The organism is Brevibacillus sp. HB1.3 (assembly GCF_013186635.1).
Lineage (GTDB): Bacteria > Bacillota > Bacilli > Brevibacillales > Brevibacillaceae > Brevibacillus > Brevibacillus brevis_D.
This window is the reverse complement of sequence record NZ_JABMIT010000004.1, coordinates 178,841-196,263: the sequence shown is the minus strand read 5'-3', so window position 1 is coordinate 196,263 and position 17,423 is coordinate 178,841. Positions and strand designations below refer to the sequence as shown.

The 17,423-nt window shown below is 49.4% G+C and carries 15 protein-coding genes; 13 read left to right on the top strand and 2 right to left on the bottom strand.

Annotated elements, in window-relative coordinates; all coding sequences use genetic code 11:
• Positions 1-24: 24 nt before the first annotated feature.
• The 7 genes from HPY31_RS11370 to leuB all read left to right on the top strand — a co-directional run bounded on the left by HPY31_RS11370 (position 25) and on the right by leuB (position 8,606).
• Positions 25-726, top strand: coding sequence for a phosphoadenylyl-sulfate reductase (locus HPY31_RS11370; RefSeq protein WP_172140792.1), 702 nt, complete (start codon positions 25-27; stop codon positions 724-726).
• Entirely contained in the window at positions 708-1,847 is a 1,140-nt protein-coding gene (sat, locus tag HPY31_RS11365; protein ID WP_172140791.1) for a sulfate adenylyltransferase, read from the top strand. The genes HPY31_RS11370 and sat overlap by 19 nt, the downstream gene beginning before the upstream one ends.
• Before the next feature lie 664 nt (positions 1,848-2,511).
• A complete protein-coding gene (gene ilvB, locus HPY31_RS11360) occupies positions 2,512-4,248 on the top strand; it encodes a biosynthetic-type acetolactate synthase large subunit (protein WP_172140790.1) in 1,737 nt (578 codons plus the stop codon).
• A 1-nt stretch (position 4,249) separates the two neighbouring features.
• The gene (gene ilvN / locus HPY31_RS11355) at positions 4,250-4,756 is read left to right on the top strand and encodes an acetolactate synthase small subunit (protein WP_012685344.1); all 507 of its coding nucleotides are present in this window, start codon (positions 4,250-4,252) and stop codon (positions 4,754-4,756) included.
• Positions 4,757-4,812: 56 nt separating this feature from the next.
• Entirely contained in the window at positions 4,813-5,835 is a 1,023-nt protein-coding gene (ilvC, locus tag HPY31_RS11350; protein WP_012685345.1) for a ketol-acid reductoisomerase, read from the top strand.
• Between the two features lie 57 nt (positions 5,836-5,892).
• Positions 5,893-7,431, top strand: coding sequence for a 2-isopropylmalate synthase (locus HPY31_RS11345; protein WP_172140789.1), 1,539 nt, complete (start codon positions 5,893-5,895; stop codon positions 7,429-7,431).
• A gap of 80 nt (positions 7,432-7,511) precedes the next feature.
• Entirely contained in the window at positions 7,512-8,606 is a 1,095-nt protein-coding gene (gene leuB, locus HPY31_RS11340; protein WP_172140788.1) for a 3-isopropylmalate dehydrogenase, read from the top strand.
• A gap of 72 nt (positions 8,607-8,678) precedes the next feature.
• Here the strand turns inward: leuB and HPY31_RS11335 are convergent, their stop codons facing one another.
• A complete protein-coding gene (locus HPY31_RS11335) occupies positions 8,679-10,025 on the bottom strand; it encodes a TrkH family potassium uptake protein (protein WP_172140787.1) in 1,347 nt (448 codons plus the stop codon).
• Between the two features lie 87 nt (positions 10,026-10,112).
• Positions 10,113-11,555 (bottom strand): aminotransferase-like domain-containing protein, encoded by a 1,443-nt coding sequence (locus HPY31_RS11330; protein WP_172140786.1) that lies wholly within the window; start codon positions 11,553-11,555, stop codon positions 10,113-10,115.
• 175 nt (positions 11,556-11,730) lie between these two features.
• Here HPY31_RS11330 and HPY31_RS11325 point away from each other — a divergent pair, with 175 nt between their 5' ends.
• The 6 genes from HPY31_RS11325 to kynU all read left to right on the top strand — a co-directional run bounded on the left by HPY31_RS11325 (position 11,731) and on the right by kynU (position 17,395).
• Entirely contained in the window at positions 11,731-12,237 is a 507-nt protein-coding gene (locus tag HPY31_RS11325) for a MogA/MoaB family molybdenum cofactor biosynthesis protein (protein WP_172140785.1), read from the top strand.
• 121 nt (positions 12,238-12,358) lie between these two features.
• Positions 12,359-14,137: a B12-binding domain-containing radical SAM protein gene (locus HPY31_RS11320; protein WP_172140784.1), complete on the top strand. Its 1,779-nt coding sequence runs from the start codon at positions 12,359-12,361 to the stop codon at positions 14,135-14,137.
• 35 nt (positions 14,138-14,172) lie between these two features.
• Positions 14,173-14,844 (top strand): DNA alkylation repair protein, encoded by a 672-nt coding sequence (locus HPY31_RS11315; protein ID WP_172140783.1) that lies wholly within the window; start codon positions 14,173-14,175, stop codon positions 14,842-14,844.
• Positions 14,845-15,015: 171 nt separating this feature from the next.
• Positions 15,016-15,633, top strand: coding sequence for a DedA family protein (locus HPY31_RS11310; protein ID WP_172140782.1), 618 nt, complete (start codon positions 15,016-15,018; stop codon positions 15,631-15,633).
• A gap of 3 nt (positions 15,634-15,636) precedes the next feature.
• Positions 15,637-16,020, top strand: a complete 384-nt coding sequence (locus HPY31_RS11305) for a DUF1294 domain-containing protein (protein ID WP_172140781.1) — start codon at positions 15,637-15,639, stop codon at positions 16,018-16,020.
• A gap of 94 nt (positions 16,021-16,114) precedes the next feature.
• Entirely contained in the window at positions 16,115-17,395 is a 1,281-nt protein-coding gene (gene kynU / locus HPY31_RS11300) for a kynureninase (RefSeq protein WP_172140780.1), read from the top strand.
• Positions 17,396-17,423 lie beyond the last annotated feature (28 nt).

Here is a 17,423-nt window from a genome sequence, read left to right as displayed (position 1 = left end):
CCTAGCAAGAGAGGAGTTTCGCTGATGAGCAATCGCCAGAAAATGGCGGATGAGGAATTACAGGAATGGGCAAGCAGACTGGAAGCTCAAGCGCCCCAAGATGTACTTGTGAACGCCGTGGAAAACTATGCAGCGAGTCTGATTCTAGCTGCCAGCTTTGGCGCTGAAGATGTCGTTTTAATCGACATGCTGCACAAATTGGCTCCCACGATTCCTGTATTTTACCTCGATACCAACATTCATTTTGCTGAAACGTACGATACGCGTGACAAGCTGCAAGTCAGATACGGCACGACATTTATTCAAGTGCAGCCACAGGTGACGTTAGCCGAGCAGGCAGTAAAACACGGAGACAATCTGTGGGAGCGAGAACCGAATCTTTGCTGCGAGATTCGAAAGGTAGAGCCATTAAAGCGCGTCCTGTCCAACTATCAGGCGTGGATTACAGGCATCCGCCGCGAGCAATCACCTACCCGAGCGAATACAAAAAAAGTGGAGTGGGACGAAAAATTCAACCTGGTCAAATTCAATCCGCTAGCAGATTGGACGGAGGCCCAGGTGTGGGAATATATCCATGCACATGATGTCCCTTACAATCCATTACACGACCGGAACTATCCAAGCATTGGCTGCCGAGTATGCACGCGCGCTGTCCTTCCTGGCCAAGATTCTCGGTCGGGACGGTGGGCTGGCTTCGAAAAGACCGAATGCGGTCTGCACAAATGAACAGCGCAGGAGGGAAAGATGTGAAGCAAGCGATCTTGCCGCACGGGATCAAAAAAGCCATTATCGTGGACAAATGGACCCTGTCGGACATCGAATGTCTTGCCATCGGAGCATTTTCGCCGTTGACTGGTTTCATGGAAGAGGCGGATTACCACACGGTCGTGGAAACGATGCGTCTGGCCAATGGAGCGATTTGGCCGTTGCCGGTGACATTAGCTGTCGATGCAGATGAGCACGACGATCTTGTGCCTGGTGACAGCATTCTGTTACGTGGGGAAGATGGAGTGGACTATGCGATTTTGCAGGTGAAAAGCTGCTTTGTGCCAGATAAAATGCGTGAGGCAGCGCTCGTTTTTCGCACGGTGGATATAGCTCACCCCGGTGTGAAAAAGCTGTTTGAAAAGCCAAACCTATACGTGGGTGGGCCTGTAGAAATCCTGCAAAAGCCACAGCCTGAGCGCTTCTCTGATTTTTATTTGACGCCGGCAGAAACCAGAAAAAGATTTCGAGAAAATGGCTGGAAAACAGTGGTTGGTTTCCAAACACGCAATCCTGTTCACCGGGCGCATGAGTATATTCAAAAAGCCGCATTGGAGATTGTTGATGGCCTTTTTCTCAACCCCTTGATGGGGGAAACGAAATCAGACGATGTTCCTGCACAGGTACGAATGAAAAGCTATCTCGCCCTTCTGGAAAATTACTATCCACACAACCGTGTACTGCTCGGTGCTTTTCCGGCTGCTATGCGATATGCAGGTCCGCGTGAGGCGGTGTTCCACGCATTGGTACGAAAAAATTACGGTTGTACACACTTTATCGTCGGCCGTGATCACGCAGGGGTAGGCGATTACTACGGCACGTATGATGCGCAGCACATCTTTTCCGAGTTTGCGCCAGGCGAGCTCGGTATCCAGCTGCTCTTTTTTGAGCACAGCTTTTACTGCAACGCCTGCCAAGGGATGGCGACGACCAAGACGTGCCCGCATGACAGAGATTTTCATATGACCTTATCGGGAACAAAAGTGAGAGAAATGTTGAGAAACGGGATGACGCCACCTCCGGAATTTACACGTCCGGAAGTCGCAACGATTTTGATTGAGGGATTGAAATCTCCGCAATAAAACGGAACCGGAAGAGCAGGAGAGGGACGGCAAAGCCGTTCTTTTTCCGTTGCAAAAACGGGACAAGTTTGGTAAAAAACGTCTCGACTTTTTCATAAGAGTATACGCGACTGCTTGCGGTCAACAAAACGGTTTTGACTGTTTTGTTGTATCCGCTTTCACGCAAAAACCGCGCTGTAAAGCCATTTCCAACTGAGCATTCGTTCGGACGAAAGTCTAGTAAAATCTTTTTGTTTTCGTTGACACCCCCTAGGTGCCTAGCTATAATCAGACGTAACACTTTATTCTGACAACAACAATATTGAAAATATTTTTTAAATAGCAGGCTATGACGAGGACGGTGCGCGTTTCCCCTTTTACAGAGAGCCCTGATGCTGAGAAACGGGTATAGGGTACGTCGCATTGCTCACCTCCGAGCCGTTTTGCTGAAACTTGCTTTGCAGGTAGTAGGCCAAACCGCTTAACACCCGTTAACGTGTTACAGTCCACATTTGTTGTGACTGGCTGAGATCGGCTGACCGCGAGGCGCCGATAAAGTTGGGTGGTACCGCGAACCCTTTCGCCCCAAAAGACATGGAAATCGAACCGTGTCGGGGCGAAAGGGTTTTTCTATGTGTCTATAGTTATTTTCAATACCTGTTGGAATTGGGAGGAGGAGAGAGCAATGAGTGTTGAAATGGCCGAATTGCAGAAAAAGAACGGCATTCCACCGATTCAGTTCGGGGAAGAGGTGTCAGGAGCAGAAACACTGCTTCGCTGTTTGATCCTGGAGGAGGTCGAATACATTTTCGGCTATCCAGGCGGGGCGGTTCTCCCCATTTATGACTCCCTGTACGGGAGCTACTTCAAGCACATTTTGACTCGCCACGAGCAAGGCGCTATCCACGCTGCTGACGGATATGCCCGAGCGACTGGCAAACCGGGTGTATGTATCGCCACTTCTGGTCCGGGAGCAACGAACCTTGTAACAGGGATTGCAACTGCTCAGATGGACTCGGTTCCGCTGGTCTGCATCACGGGTAACGTGGCACAGTCACTGATTGGTACCGATGCGTTCCAAGAGGCGAACATTACGGGAATTACCATCCCGATTACGAAGCACAGCTACTTTGTCCGCGATATTCGCGATCTCCCGCGGATTGTAAAGGAAGCGTTCCACATTGCGACAACTGGCCGTCCCGGCCCAGTATTGATCGACATTCCAAAAGACGTCGCCAATGAGAAGGCACCATTTACCTACCCGGATAAAGTGGAAATTCGCGGCTACCGCGCTTCACTCGTACCAAGTGACGAAGAAGTACAAGAGTTTGTCAAAGCCGTTAGTGAAGCGAAGCGTCCAGTCATTTTGGCGGGCGGGGGAATCATTGCAGCTCAAGCAGAGAAAGAATTGCGCGACTTTGCTGAAAAAACACGCATCCCGGTGATCAACACCTTCATGGGATTGGGCGGTTTCCCAGGAACACATGAGTTATCGTTGGCAATGCCGGGGATGCACGGAAATTACACAGCGAACCAAGCACTCTTGAATGCGGATTGTGTGATTGGTCTAGGAGCACGCTTTGATGACCGGATCACGATGGGACGCACGAAGGAGTTCGCACCAAAAGCCCGCATCGTACACGTCGACATCGATCCAGCAGAGCTGGGGAAAAACGTAGACACAGCGGTAACAGTAGCGGGCGACGTGAAGAGCACGCTGGCAAAAGCAACTCCGCTCGCAAAAGCTTGTGATTCAGAAGCGTGGATCAGCCAGTTGAAAGAGTGGAAAGAACAATATCCGTACAAGTACAAAAAAGATGGCGACGTTTTGAAGCCACAAGCAGTGATTGAACTCTTGTACAACTCCACAGATGGGGAAGCGATCGTCACAACAGACGTTGGACAACACCAGATGTGGACAGCTCAATACTATAAGTTCAAGCACCCGCGCTCCTTTATCTCTTCCGGTGGTCTCGGCACGATGGGCTTCGGCTTCCCGGCGGCAATTGGCGCACAGATCGCTCACCCAGATCGCACGGTAATCTCTGTCGTAGGGGATGGCGGATTCCAGATGACCAACCAGGAGCTGGCTATTGTCTCCCAATACAACATTCCGGTCAAAGTAGCGATTGTGAACAACCAGTGCTTGGGAATGGTTCGTCAATGGCAGGAGCTCTTCTACGATAACCGCTATAGCCAAATCGATCTGACATGCAGCCCGGATTTTGTGAAACTGGCGGAAGCATATGGCGTAAAAGGCTTGCGAGCACACACGCCAGAGGAAGCCGAAGCAGTTTGGGCAGAGGCACTTGCGCATGATGGACCAGTCGTGGTGGACTTCCGAGTTGCACAGGAAGAAAACGTATATCCGATGGTTGCATCAGGCAACACACTAGATCAGATGGAATTGGGGGACGATTAGGATGCAGCAACATACCATTTCCGTACTCGTCAACGACCAACCAGGCGTTTTGACTAGAGTGGCGACACTGTTCGGCCAACGCGGCTTCAACATCGACAGCATTACGGTGGGAGGCACGGAAGAACAGGGGCTGTCCCGGATGATCATTTCAACCGGGGGAGATGACCGCCAAATCAATCAGCTCATGAAGCAATTGCACAAGCTGATCGATGTCATCTCAGTCACGAATCTCAGCGAGAACCCTTTTGTTTCACGGGAACTGGCACTGATAAAAGTGACGGCATCGCCCAGCCAGCTGGCAGAGTTAAATGGAATTGTCGAACCGTTCCGTGCCGCGATCGTCGATGTGGGTCCTAGCTCACTAATCGTGCAAGTAACGGGTGACACCGAAAAGATTGATGCGCTGCTCGTACTATTACAAAGCTACGGCGTTATTGAATTGACAAGAACAGGTTCAGTAGCGATGGCGCGCAGTATTGTTCCAGTAACAGCCGCAGCAACGGTTTAAATTGAAAAATTTCAGAATAGAAATTCAAACTAAACATTTTTAGGGAGGCTATACAAATGGTAAAAATGTATTATGAAGCGGACGTAAAACAAGAGGTACTGCGTGGAAAAACAATCGCAATCATCGGTTACGGTAGCCAAGGTCATGCACAAGCACAAAACCTGCGCGACAGCGGTTATAAAGTAGTGGTGGGTCTTCGTCCAGGGAAATCTTGGGATGTTGCAGCGAAAGACGGTTTTGAAGTTTTGACTGTAGCCGAAGCAACCAAACGCGCTGACGTAGTTCAAATCCTGATGCCAGATGAGCGTCAAGCACAAGTATACCGCGACGAGATCGCTCCAAACCTGAAATCCGGGGCTGCACTTTGCTTCTCACACGGGTTCAACATCCACTACGCGCAAATCGTGCCGCCAGCTGATGTAGACGTAATCATGGCAGCGCCAAAAAGCCCGGGTCACCTTGTTCGTCGCGTATACCAAGAAGGCTTCGGCGTACCTGGTTTGATCGCAATTTACCAAGATGCAACTGGCAACGCGAAAGATCTGGCACTCGCATACTCCAGCGGTATCGGTTGCACAAAAGCGGGCGTAATCGAAACTTCTTTCCGTGAAGAGACAGAAACAGACCTGTTCGGTGAGCAAGCAGTATTGTGCGGTGGCGCAAGCGAGCTGGTAAAAGCAGGCTTCGATACATTGGTGGAAGCAGGTTATGCTCCTGAGATCGCCTACTTCGAGTGCTTGCATGAGCTGAAGCTGATTGTTGACCTGATGTACGAGGGTGGCTTGGCTCGTATGCGCTACTCCATCAGTGACACTGCTGAGTATGGTGACTACAGCACAGGTCGTCGCATCATCACAGATGAGACTCGCAAAGAAATGAAAAAAGTACTGGCAGAAATCCAAGACGGTACATTCGCGCGCAATTGGATCTTGGAAAACCAAGCAAACCGTCCTGGCTTCACTTCCCGTCGCCGTCTGGAATCCGAGCATGGTATCGAGGTAGTAGGGGAGCAGCTGCGTGGCATGATGTCTTGGATCAACAAAGATACGAAAAAAGAAGAAGTGAAAATCGGTCAATAAATAGGTGTGTAAAAAATGTATATATAATGTAGGGAAAAATGTGGAGGTGAAAAGTTCATGCGGACCATTGAGATTTTTGATACGACTCTGCGCGATGGGGAGCAGTCTCCGGGCGTCAATATTAGCACGAACGAAAAGGTGGAGATCGCCCTTCAACTCGAAAAGCTGGGCGTAAACAGAATGGAGGCAGGCTTCGCTGCTGCCTCCCCTGGTGATCAAAAGTCTGTGGCCGAAGTTGCAAAACGGGTGAAGAATGCAACCGTCGTCAGTCTGGCTCGTGCCGTAAAAGACGACATGGATAAGGCATACGAAGCGCTTCGCAACGCACAAAACGCTTCCCTCCACGTCTTTCTCGCAACGTCTCCGATTCATCGTCAGTTCAAGCTGAACATGAGCAAGGAAGAAGTCCTTGCTCGGGCGGTGGAAGCGGTCACCTATGCGAAAAAATATTTTACGGAAGTTCAGTTTTCCGCAGAGGATGCGGCGCGTACCGAGATCGACTTTTTGGCAGAGGTTGTAGAGGCGGTCATCAAGGCAGGGGCTACCACGGTAAATATTCCAGATACGGTTGGCTACATGACGCCGTACCAATACGGAAACATTTTCCGAGAGCTGAAAAAACGCGTGCCTTCTACTGATCTGATTCGCCTGAGCTGTCATTGCCATGATGACCTCGGGATGGCAGTCGCCAACAGTCTTGCTGCTGTCGAGGGTGGAGCTACGCAAGTAGAGGGTACCATTAATGGAATCGGAGAGCGCGCAGGAAATGCTGCTCTGGAAGAAGTGGCCCTTGCCTTGGAGACACGCAAGGATTACTACCAGGCGACGACCAAGCTGAATTTGAAAGAAATCGCACGGACCAGTCAGCTGGTAAGCCGTTTGACAGGGATGATCGTGCCAGGAAATAAAGCAGTCGTAGGTGCAAATGCGTTTGCGCACGAATCCGGTATTCACCAGGATGGTGTGTTAAAAGAGGTCACTACGTACGAAATTATCCGTCCGGAATCGGTTGGCTTCAAGTCAAACAAACTGGTTCTCGGCAAGCACTCTGGCCGTCATGCTTTCAAAGAAAAGTTGGTTGATCTGGGTTATCACCTGGAGCAAGAAGAGGTAAACGCAGCGTTTACAGCATTCAAAGTATTGTGCGACAAGAAGAAAGAAATCACGGATGATGACATCCTCGCATTAGTCGATTCCAAGATGGTTCGTGGACCTGAGGCGTTCCAGCTGGAATCCGTGCAGCTCGCTTACGGCAACATTTCCGTTCCGACAGCGAGTGTGAGACTGATTCGTGCCGACGGATCGGTATGTGAAGAAGCCGCATGTGGAAATGGATCGGTTGATTCTATCTACAAAGCGATTGACCGCGCTACCGGAGAAGAAGTCTCCCTCGTCGACTACAAAATTCTTTCTGTTACCCATGGACAAGATGCGTTGGGTGAAGTGTTCGTACGCCTTCAACAGGACGATCTGATCGTAACAGGACGCGGTGTGAGTACGGATGTGCTGGAAGCAAGCGCTATTGCCTATGTACGGGCAGTCAACAAGATCATGGAGCGGAGAGGTGAGCCTACTCCTGTCAGTGCAACGATATAAAGATAGGGTTTTAAAGTGGATAGGATCATAGGAACCAGCAGCGTTCGGAAACCATTACGTATAGAAAAGCGGGATAAACGATGAAGAAAAACTATCGCATCGCCGTTCTTCCTGGAGACGGTATTGGACCAGAAATTATGCAGGAAGCGGTCAAAGTCCTTACACTCGTAGGGGAACTTGAAGGTGTCACTTTTACATGTGAAGAAGGCCGGATCGGTGGAATCGCAATCGATACGGATGGAACACCGTTGCCAGAAGAAACGGTAACGCTGGCAAAACAAGCGGATGCTGTGCTCTTGGGAGCCGTTGGCGGGCCGAAGTGGGATCAGAATCCTGGGAATCTTCGTCCAGAAACAGGGCTGCTCGGTATTCGCAAAGCACTCGGATTGTTTGCGAACATTCGCCCAGCTACCATGCACAGCTCTCTGGTGGATGCGTCCACCCTCAAGCCAGAAGTCGTTTCTGGTGTTGACTTGATCGTTGTACGTGAACTGACCGGGGGGATTTACTTCGGTGAGAAAAAACGCTATGACGGTCCAAACGGTGAAGTTGCAGAAGATCAGTGCATCTATCATGAAGCGGAAGTCGAGCGAATCATTCGAGTTGGCTTCGACATTGCCCGCAAACGCCAAAAGCGTCTCGTATCTGTAGATAAGGCAAACGTTCTCGAAAGCTCCCGACTCTGGCGGAAGGTAGCCGAGCGAGTGGCGGCTGACTATCCAGATGTAGAGCTGTCTCACCAGTTGGTAGACTCTTGCGCGATGCAGCTTGTGCGTGAACCCAAACAGTTTGATGTCATCGTTACAGAAAACATGTTTGGCGACATCTTGAGTGATCAGGCAGCGATGCTGACTGGTTCGATTGGGATGCTTTCCTCGGCGAGTCTGGCAGCTGGCAGCTTTGGCCTGTATGAACCGGTTCATGGCTCTGCTCCTGACATTGCAGGAAAAGGCATTGCCAATCCGCTGGCAACCATTCTGTCCGTAGCGATGATGCTTCGTCTCTCTCTCGGAATGGATGAAGCGGCAGCAGCGGTGGAAAACGCAGTTTGGTCCGTACTGGAAGCAGGACATCGCACGGGCGATATCGCAGCAGACAGAAGCAAAGCGATTGGTACAATCGAGATGGGCCAACTGGTTCGCGACGAGCTGTCCAAACAGTGGCAAACACAATAAATCATACACAAAACGAAACCCTGCCAAAGTCCTTCGGGTGCTCTGGCAGGGTTTTCTCCATTAGGATACGACTTATCCGATCGTGATCTTCCCTTTTGGATAGCGGAAGTACTCCTTTTGCTTGCGTTGTGCGAGGGCAAAGGCAATGGTGAGAGGTCCGAGCCGACCGGCAAACATCGTCAATACGATCAGGATTTTCCCGATTGGAGTCAGATGAGGGGTTAGCCCCATGGACAATCCAGTCGTAGCAAACGCAGAAGTGACCTCGAACAGGATCATCTCGAATCGGGCACTTGTCTCTGTAATAGAAAGCACCATCGTCATGACAAGGACAATAAACAAGGAGATCATCGTCAATGTCAGCGATTTGTAGACCATGTGAGGCAGGATGCGCTGCCGGAAGAAGATCACGTCTTCTTTTCCTTTAATTTGGGCGACAACAGCACCAATCAGTGTGGCGAATGTCGTCGTCTTGATACCGCCACCCGTTGATCCTGGGGAAGCACCGATGAACATTAAGAGAATAATGAGGAAAAGGGATGACTGATACATGTCACCGATATTCAAGGTGTTCGAACCTGCCGTACGTGCTGTGACTGACTGATAAAGCGAGCCAAGCACTTTGCCCATCATAGACAAAGGCTGCAAGGTCTTCGGATTCGCATACTCCAAAATAAAGATCAGAGCAGCTCCTGCAACAACTAATATCCCGGTCGTAGACAAAACGACCTTCGTATGTAGAGAAAGACGGCGCGTTTGACGGTAATCGTACAGCTCACTCACAACGATGAATCCGATCCCACCGAGGATGATCAGCAGACAGACAACGAGCGTGACGACCGGGTCATCTACGTAGGCTGTCAAGCTGGCGAATTCCCCCATTAAGTCAAAGCCAGCATTATTAAAGTTAGAAATTGCATGAAAAAAGCCGAAGTAGATCGCTTTAGGCAATGGGAAATCAAAGGCAAACCGTATAGAGAGAAGCACACCGCCAATCAGCTCAGTGAAGGCAGTAAAGACCAGGATCATTCTGGCCAAACGAACGATACCTTCCATCGACATCTGATTCAGGGATTCTTGCAGGATGAGTCGCTCGCGCAAGGAGATCTTTTTGCGCATGATTAGTGCGAAAAAGGTAGCGAACGTCATAAAGCCGAGACCGCCAATTTGGATGAGCGATAAAATGACGAGTTGACCAAAGGTAGTAAAAGTCGTTCCGGTATCGACGACAACCAAGCCTGTTACACATGTAGCAGAGGTGGCTGTAAACAGCGCATCAAGCCAATGCAGACCAAGTCCATCGACTGTAGCGACCGGGAGAGTCAAAAGCAGCGCTCCCAAAAAGATAATCAAGGAAAACCCAAGAACAAGCGTTTTTGGTGGATCAAGGTGAAGCTTTTCTACGATTTTTTTAATCATAGCATGTTATACCTCGGCTTTTTTTGAGTCTAGTGAAAAGGAAAAGAGGGAAATCCATTTCTTAGTATGGCATTTCCCTTGGAAAACTTACCGAAGTAGAGCAGCACCCAATCGGTGAAGCCAATGCTTCAACTCTCGTTCTTCCAGTGGAGCGAGTGGAAAACGGACAGCCGGGCAGCGCAGAATATCGGTGGGCTCATCTGCTACGCGAAAAGCATGACCGCCAGTCAGCTCGAGTCCTTCCTCACGCAGAATAGCGACGACTCTCTCTTCTTGTTCGGTTGCTCTTGCAGTTGGCGTGCCCCATTTGATCCACGTATTTAACCCCCCTGAAATGGGGTACATTCGCGCATGATCAGGGAGTGCCTGGCGTTTTTCCTGCCACAGTCGCAGGAAGCGGGTCTGGAAAAGGGCGCGACGATCCGTCAGAAACTCTTCATAAAACCATGGATCATCGAGGAGGCGGACGGCGGATTCCACGACGAGCAAGGATGGCTCAGCTCCTGTCATGGAAACAAGCTGACTGTAGCGTTCCAACTCGTCATCCGATAAATCAGAGGGAAGCATCAATAAGCCCAATTGCAGATCGCGAGCCAGCGTTTTGGACAACGAATGCAGATAGTAGACCTCCACAGGGCTTTTTGCCTGTGCAGCCATCTGGTACAGCGGAACACTCGGTTCTTCAAACCAGAGGTCGCCATAATGGTCGTTTTCCACAAGACGTACGTTATGGCTTTGAGCCCATTCGAGCAGATCTTCCTTTCGTTTCAACGAATAGCTGATACCGGTAGGAAATTGATAATGCGGGTTAATCAAAAGCCAATTCGCTGGGTAATGCTCCTGCTCTTCTGTGAGAGCTTGAATACAAACGCCTTCTTCATCCATGCGAATCGGGCGCACGGTAATTCCGCACTGGCTCAACAGGCGAAGAAATACGGGATAGCTGTACTCCTCCACATAGACGACATCACGTGAATTCATGACACGCTGGGCAAGAAAGGCGAAGCCGCTCGTGCTTCTATTAAAAAGCAGGAGGCGCTCAGGTGAGTGAGGAAGCCCCCGGCGGCCGAGGTGATCGGCAAAAACCTTGGCAGCTTGTGTACGCCTGATTTTCTTTTGCGCGGACGGTTCATCCAATACGGTCAGGCTCTCATAAAAAGCACCACGCAAGCGTTTCACTAGCTCTTCGCTAGGACGAGGGGAGGAATCAGCTAGGGAAGCGATCGGAATATCTGTGAGCGGGAGGCGATTTTCCAAACGAGCTTCTTTGGCAAGCTGCGTCAAGTAATAACCTTTGCCGTGCACAGCTTCCAGCCAGCCTTCCAATGCAAGATGATCGTATGCTTTTTTGACTGTCTCCAATGAGCAGCCGCTAATGGTTTTCATATCTCGCAGCGATATCAATTGCTGTCCATCTACAAGAAAGGCACCACGAAGAATCGCTGTTTTTAATTGTTCAGCGAGTTGTACATAGATCGGTGTGTGCGATTGTTTGTGGAAATGAAAAGAAAAATATGGTCGCTCTGGCATTCGCGCACGCCTCCTTGGTCTGTCGAAAAAATAGCAGTCATCAGCATTATATAGGAAAGCGAAGCATCTCGGGTATAGGGAGTGAAGAAATTGTTGCCGGAACGACGAGGGTAATGGAAACCGGAACATGGTATCATGAGAAGAGATATATATTGAAGAAATGAGGAAAATACGGATGAGTACGCAGGAACACAAGGCGCTATCGCCCAAGGAAGTCACATGCATGGTCATCACCGTTTCCGATACCCGGACAGAGGATACAGATAAAAGCGGGCAATTAATGAAGCAACTATTGACTGAAGCAGGTCACAGCGTTGCGCTTTATCAAATAGTAAAGGACGAGCCCGTACAGGTCATTGCTGCGATCGAAGCGGGAATCGCACATGAAGACGTTCAAGTCATTCTTCTCAATGGCGGTACTGGCATTTCGCCTCGAGATAATACCTTTGAGGCTGTTTCTGGCTTACTCGATAAGGAAATGCCAGGATTTGGCGAGCTGTTTCGGATGTTGAGCTTTACAGAAGACATCGGTTCGGCAGCGATGCTCAGTCGTGCGATTGCAGGGACGCGGAAAGGGAAAATGATTTTTTCCACGCCAGGTTCAACAGGTGCGGTACGACTGGCGATGAATCGGTTGATCGTGCCGGAGCTGGGGCATGTGGTGCGTGAATTAAACCGTTAACGATTTGCCGTTACTAGCCTCGTATGGTACTGTTACGAAAGGAAAAAGATCGGTCAGACCTGAACCATCGATTGCAGATGGTTTTTTGGTGCCGAATTTTGCAAGGAGAGTAGACCCATTCATGAAGATTTTACTATCGACTTTAAACGCCAAGTTTATTCACTCCTCACTCGCTTTGCGTTATTTGCGAAGCTATGCCCAGGAAGCATTTCCTTCGATTGAGCTGGTGGAGTATACCATCAACGATGTGACGTTAAATATAGTAGCAGATATACACAAGCGCAAGCCTGATGTCGTTGCATTTTCCTGTTATATCTGGAACATTCGTGAGACCCTCAGTGTCATGCGCACGCTGAAAAAGATTTGCCCGGATGTTCCGATTATCCTCGGCGGACCAGAAGTGACCTATGATGCGGACGAATGGATGAAGAAGCATCCTGAAATCGATGTCATCTGCATTGGTGAAGGGGAGCAGACCTTCTTGGAGCTTTTGCAGGTGTACCAGGAATCCCTGCAAACCAAGCAGCCTCCCCGCTTGCGTGATGTAGCCGGTATCGCTTATCGCGAAGAGGAGTACGTGCGTTTTTCCATGCCGCGTGCGCAAGTGGAAGAGATGGACAGCATTCCTTCCCCCTACGCGGATCATCTGGACGAGCTGAACAACCGCGTCGTCTATTTTGAGGCATCCCGTGGCTGTCCGTTCAAATGCCAATACTGTCTGTCTTCGATTGAAGACGGCGTACGCTATTTCAGTTTGGAACGAGTGAAAGAAGATCTCATGCGTTTGATCAATCACGGTGTCAAAACGATCAAGTTCGTGGATCGAACGTTTAACATCAATAAGAAATATGCGTTGGAAATCTTTCAGTTCTTGATCGATAACCACAATGGCACGGTCTTTCAATTCGAGATCACGGCAGACATTTTGCGCGCGGACGTACTCGACTTCTTGACCGAGAACGCACCTCCAGGTATTTTCCGCTTCGAGATTGGGGTTCAGTCCACGAATGATGAGACCAACCGCCTTGTTCAGCGGATTCAGCGCTTCGATCGCCTTGCGCGGACAGTGACACAAATTAAGGATTCGAAAAAAATCGATCAGCATTTGGACTTGATCGCTGGTTTGCCTGAGGAAGATTATGCGTCCTTCCGCAAAACCTTCAATGACGTGTTTGGTCTGCGCCCGGAAGAACTTCAGCTCGGTTTCTTGAAAATGCTGCGCGGGACAGGTGTTCGTGCGCGTGCGGCTAATCATGGCTATGTTTTTATGGATGAGGCTCCTTACGAAATTTTGGGGAATAACGTCCTTTCCTTTGATGACATGCAAAAAATCAAGCGTGTAGAAGACATTTTGGAAAAGTACTGGAATGCGCACCGGATGGACTATACTGTGGAGTGGCTCTTGGCGAATCAGTTCGAAACGGCTTTTGACTTCTTCCAGGCATTTGGAGATTATTGGGAAAATCAAGGTTGGGGCCGAATCGGTCATCAATTAGAGGATTTGTTCGTGCGTTTGCAGAAGTTTTTGCAATTCCAGGAAGTAGATGGTATGGGTCATGTGCTTAGCATGATGAAATTCGATTTCCTGCGCAACCAGAAGCATCGCCCGCGCAAGCTGTGGTGGGAGGATGTCATGGACAAGGAAGAGATGCAGCAGACGTTTGCTGTCCTAACGGAGCAACGTGAGCGACTCCGCGATGATTTTGCGGCACATGCTGCATTGGAAAAAGATTATTTCAAACACACGCTGACTGCCAAGGTGACCTTTGATATTGAAAAATGGATGGAGACTGGTGAGCTCGTCGAGGGAGATTTTACACTCGTCGTGTATTATCCGTACAAAGACGAAGAGCAAAATGCTTTTGCTGTCGTCAAGCAGGACGTCCAAGTAGCAGGCTAAACCACCGGGTGATTAGATGAGTGGGGGAGGCGCGGATGAACGCAAGTGAGTATACGGAGGCTGTCGAGGAACGGTTGCGTGCACATGGTGATTCGATTGTGGCTGGCCCTATGGTGCAGTACATGAAAAATCATTTTCCTTTTCTGGGGATAAAATCACCACAGCGCAAAGAACTGACCAAACAAATCTTTCGTGATTATGGTGTACCCGAAGATTGGGAGCAGGTCGTTCGTTCCTTGTGGGCTTTGCCAGCGCGAGAGTACCAGTATGTAGCGCTTGACGTACTCGAGAAGTCCAAAAAGCGTCTCACCCCTGACCATCTCCCGTTCGTTGTCGAACTGATCACGACAAAATCGTGGTGGGATACCGTCGATTATTTGGCTTCCCATATAACGGGCAAATTGTTCGCCTTGCATCCCGAACTGATCGTATCGAATACGACAGCCTGGATGGATGGGACCAACATGTGGCTGCAACGAACGGCAATTTTATTTCAATTGTCTTACAAGGACAAGACAGATCAGCGGCTGCTCTTTTCTTTGGTGGAAAGATGCGCGGATTCCAAAGAGTTTTTTATTCAGAAGGCAATCGGCTGGGCGTTGAGAGAGTATGCGAAAACCAATCCCAAAGCCGTACGTGAATTTGTAGAAGCGACTCCACTTGCGAGTTTGTCCAGGCGTGAAGCGCTCAAGCATCTATCAGGATAGGGCGGTCTGTTACATCTGTGCTTGATAAAATACGCAAATCTATTGCAAAATAAACAAGTACCTTTTTTGAGGTTCATAACGTAATACATAGAGTCAGATATCGTGCGATGCCATAGCTGCTAGTATGTCAAGAAATGACCGCACTGTGGCAAGGATAGGGGATTTTGCCTCATGGAAGTCGACCTGCTAATGTCCATCATAGAGCAATACGGCTACGTAGCGATTTTTTTCATGCTTTGGCTGGGAATTGTAGGCTTGCCGATTCCCGATGAGCTGGTTGTCGCTACAGGAGGATTTCTTGCCTCCATTGGCATGTTAAACCCTTGGTATTCTTTTTTGGCGGGATATTTAGGGGTTGCCTCCGGATTGACGATTGGCTTTTTACTTGGAAAGTACTTTGGGAAACCAATATTAAAGTGGCTGTGCAAAACCGAGAAAATGAGGAACGCTGTGAATCGATCAACGAGCTTGCTGGAGAAGTATGGAACTACTGCTCTTTGCATCAGCTACTTATTTCCGGTTGTCCGTCATGTCGTACCTTATTTGGTCGGGCTTGGTGGTATGACGTTTCGGCGTTATGCGATGCTGTCATATCCGATCGGGTTGATTTGGACCATCGCCTTTTACTTTCTCGGCCATGTATTCGGTAATAATGTGGAAGCTATTATCGAGGTCATCCGTAAATACGGTTTCTACGCTTTGCTGGTGATCGTGATTGTATTGGCTGTGGTATTCTTCGTGCGCAAGCAGTTTATGGCAAATCGGGCATATCGGGCAAAAGGAGAATAAGAAATGTACCATCAACAATTAGCTGCCCACCGCCGCAATTTCGTGTTGGTCCTCGTTATTAGTTGGGCTCTCCTCTTGGTAGGATACTTCAATTCGAATGTCTGGGTGCTGGCGGCAGGAGCTTTACTGGTGAATGGCTATGCTTATTACCTGATGCAGGCAGACAAGCGTCTGGCTAAAGAAAAAGGTTTTCGGGTTCCAGAAATGAGCCTTTTTTTGGTCGCATTTTTAGGAGGAGGGATTGGGGCGTTTGAGGGTATGCTCATTCAACGGCATAAGACCAAGCATACCTCTTTTCGCATCCTGCTCCCGCTCTTTTGCATCGCGCAAATCTTGCTAGTCATTTGGGGAATACAACTATATTTGGATAAGAATCTCGTGTCGTAGGTGGCACGGGATTTTCTTTTTGTAAATAGGATTCTCTTGTTTGAAAATTCAGCCTATAATAGAAATAACGATAGAACAAGCTGAGGAGGTAATTATGTCTCAATCGAGCGGCTTAACGAAAGCGTACGCACAGCAATTGGATGCACAGGACGAACTCGCGAGCTATCGCGAAGAGTTTTATCTGCTTCCGAGCCTGTATTTGGATGGAAACTCGCTTGGCCTCATGTCAAAAAGAGCGGAAAAGAGCGTCATGGATATGATGCAGTCTTGGAAGGAGCTAGGTGTGGAAGGCTGGACAACGGGTCATCATCCGTGGTTTTTCTTTTCGGAGAAATTGGCAGAGATGAGCGCAGCGCTTGTAGGGGCAAGCCCGGAGGAAGTGATTGTCACGGGATCTACGACGATCAACCTGCATCAGCTGGCAGCTACCTTCTATCATCCGGTTGGGAAGAGGTCGAAGGTCGTTGCCACCGAACTGGATTTCCCTACCGATATCTACGCACTCCAGAGTCAAATGAAGCTCCACGGGCTGGACCCGGAAGAGCATTTAATTCGAGTAGCGTCAAGAGATGGCCGCTTGATCGAAGAAGAGGATATTATCGATGCGATGACGGATGAAGTAGCACTCGTTGTCCTTCCTACCGTCCTGTATCGCAGCGGCCAGCTGCTCGATATCGAACGGTTGACAGCAGCCGCACATGAGAGAGGCATTCTGATTGGTTTTGACGGATGTCACTCTGTAGGAGCGATCCCGCACTCCTTCAGTAAATGGGGAGTGGACTTTGCCTACTGGTGCAACTACAAATACGTAAATGCAGGACCTGGAAGTGTGGGTAGCCTATATGTCAATCGCAAGCATTTTGGCAGGACTCCTGGATTGGCGGGATGGTTCAGCTCGAAAAAGGATAAGCAATTTGACATGGATCATACGCTGGAGGCATGCGAAAGTGCGGGCGCTTACCAGATCGGGACCCCACATATGCTGAGTCTCGCCCCACTGCTTGGTTCGTTGGAAATGTTCCAGGAGGTGTCCATGGAAAAGCTTCGTACCAAGTCGCTCGGCTTAACACGGTTCATGATGAATTTGATCGAGGTGGAGCTGGCAGACATGGGTTTTACGATTGCGAACCCACAGCAGGACGATCGCCGAGGTGGGCATGTCAGCCTTGAGCACGAAGAGGCCATACGTATATGCAAGGCCTTGAAGGAAGCCGGCATTATTCCTGACTTCCGTGCCCCAAACATCATCCGGTTAGCCCCTGTTGCTTTCTATACGACTTATACAGAGGTTTGGGAAAGTGTCCAGATCTTAAAGGCGATCATGCTGGAGAAGAGCTACGAGAAATTTGAAAACAAGCGCGAGGTAGTCGCTTAACAGGTCCGACTTAGGTTGGACCTGTTTT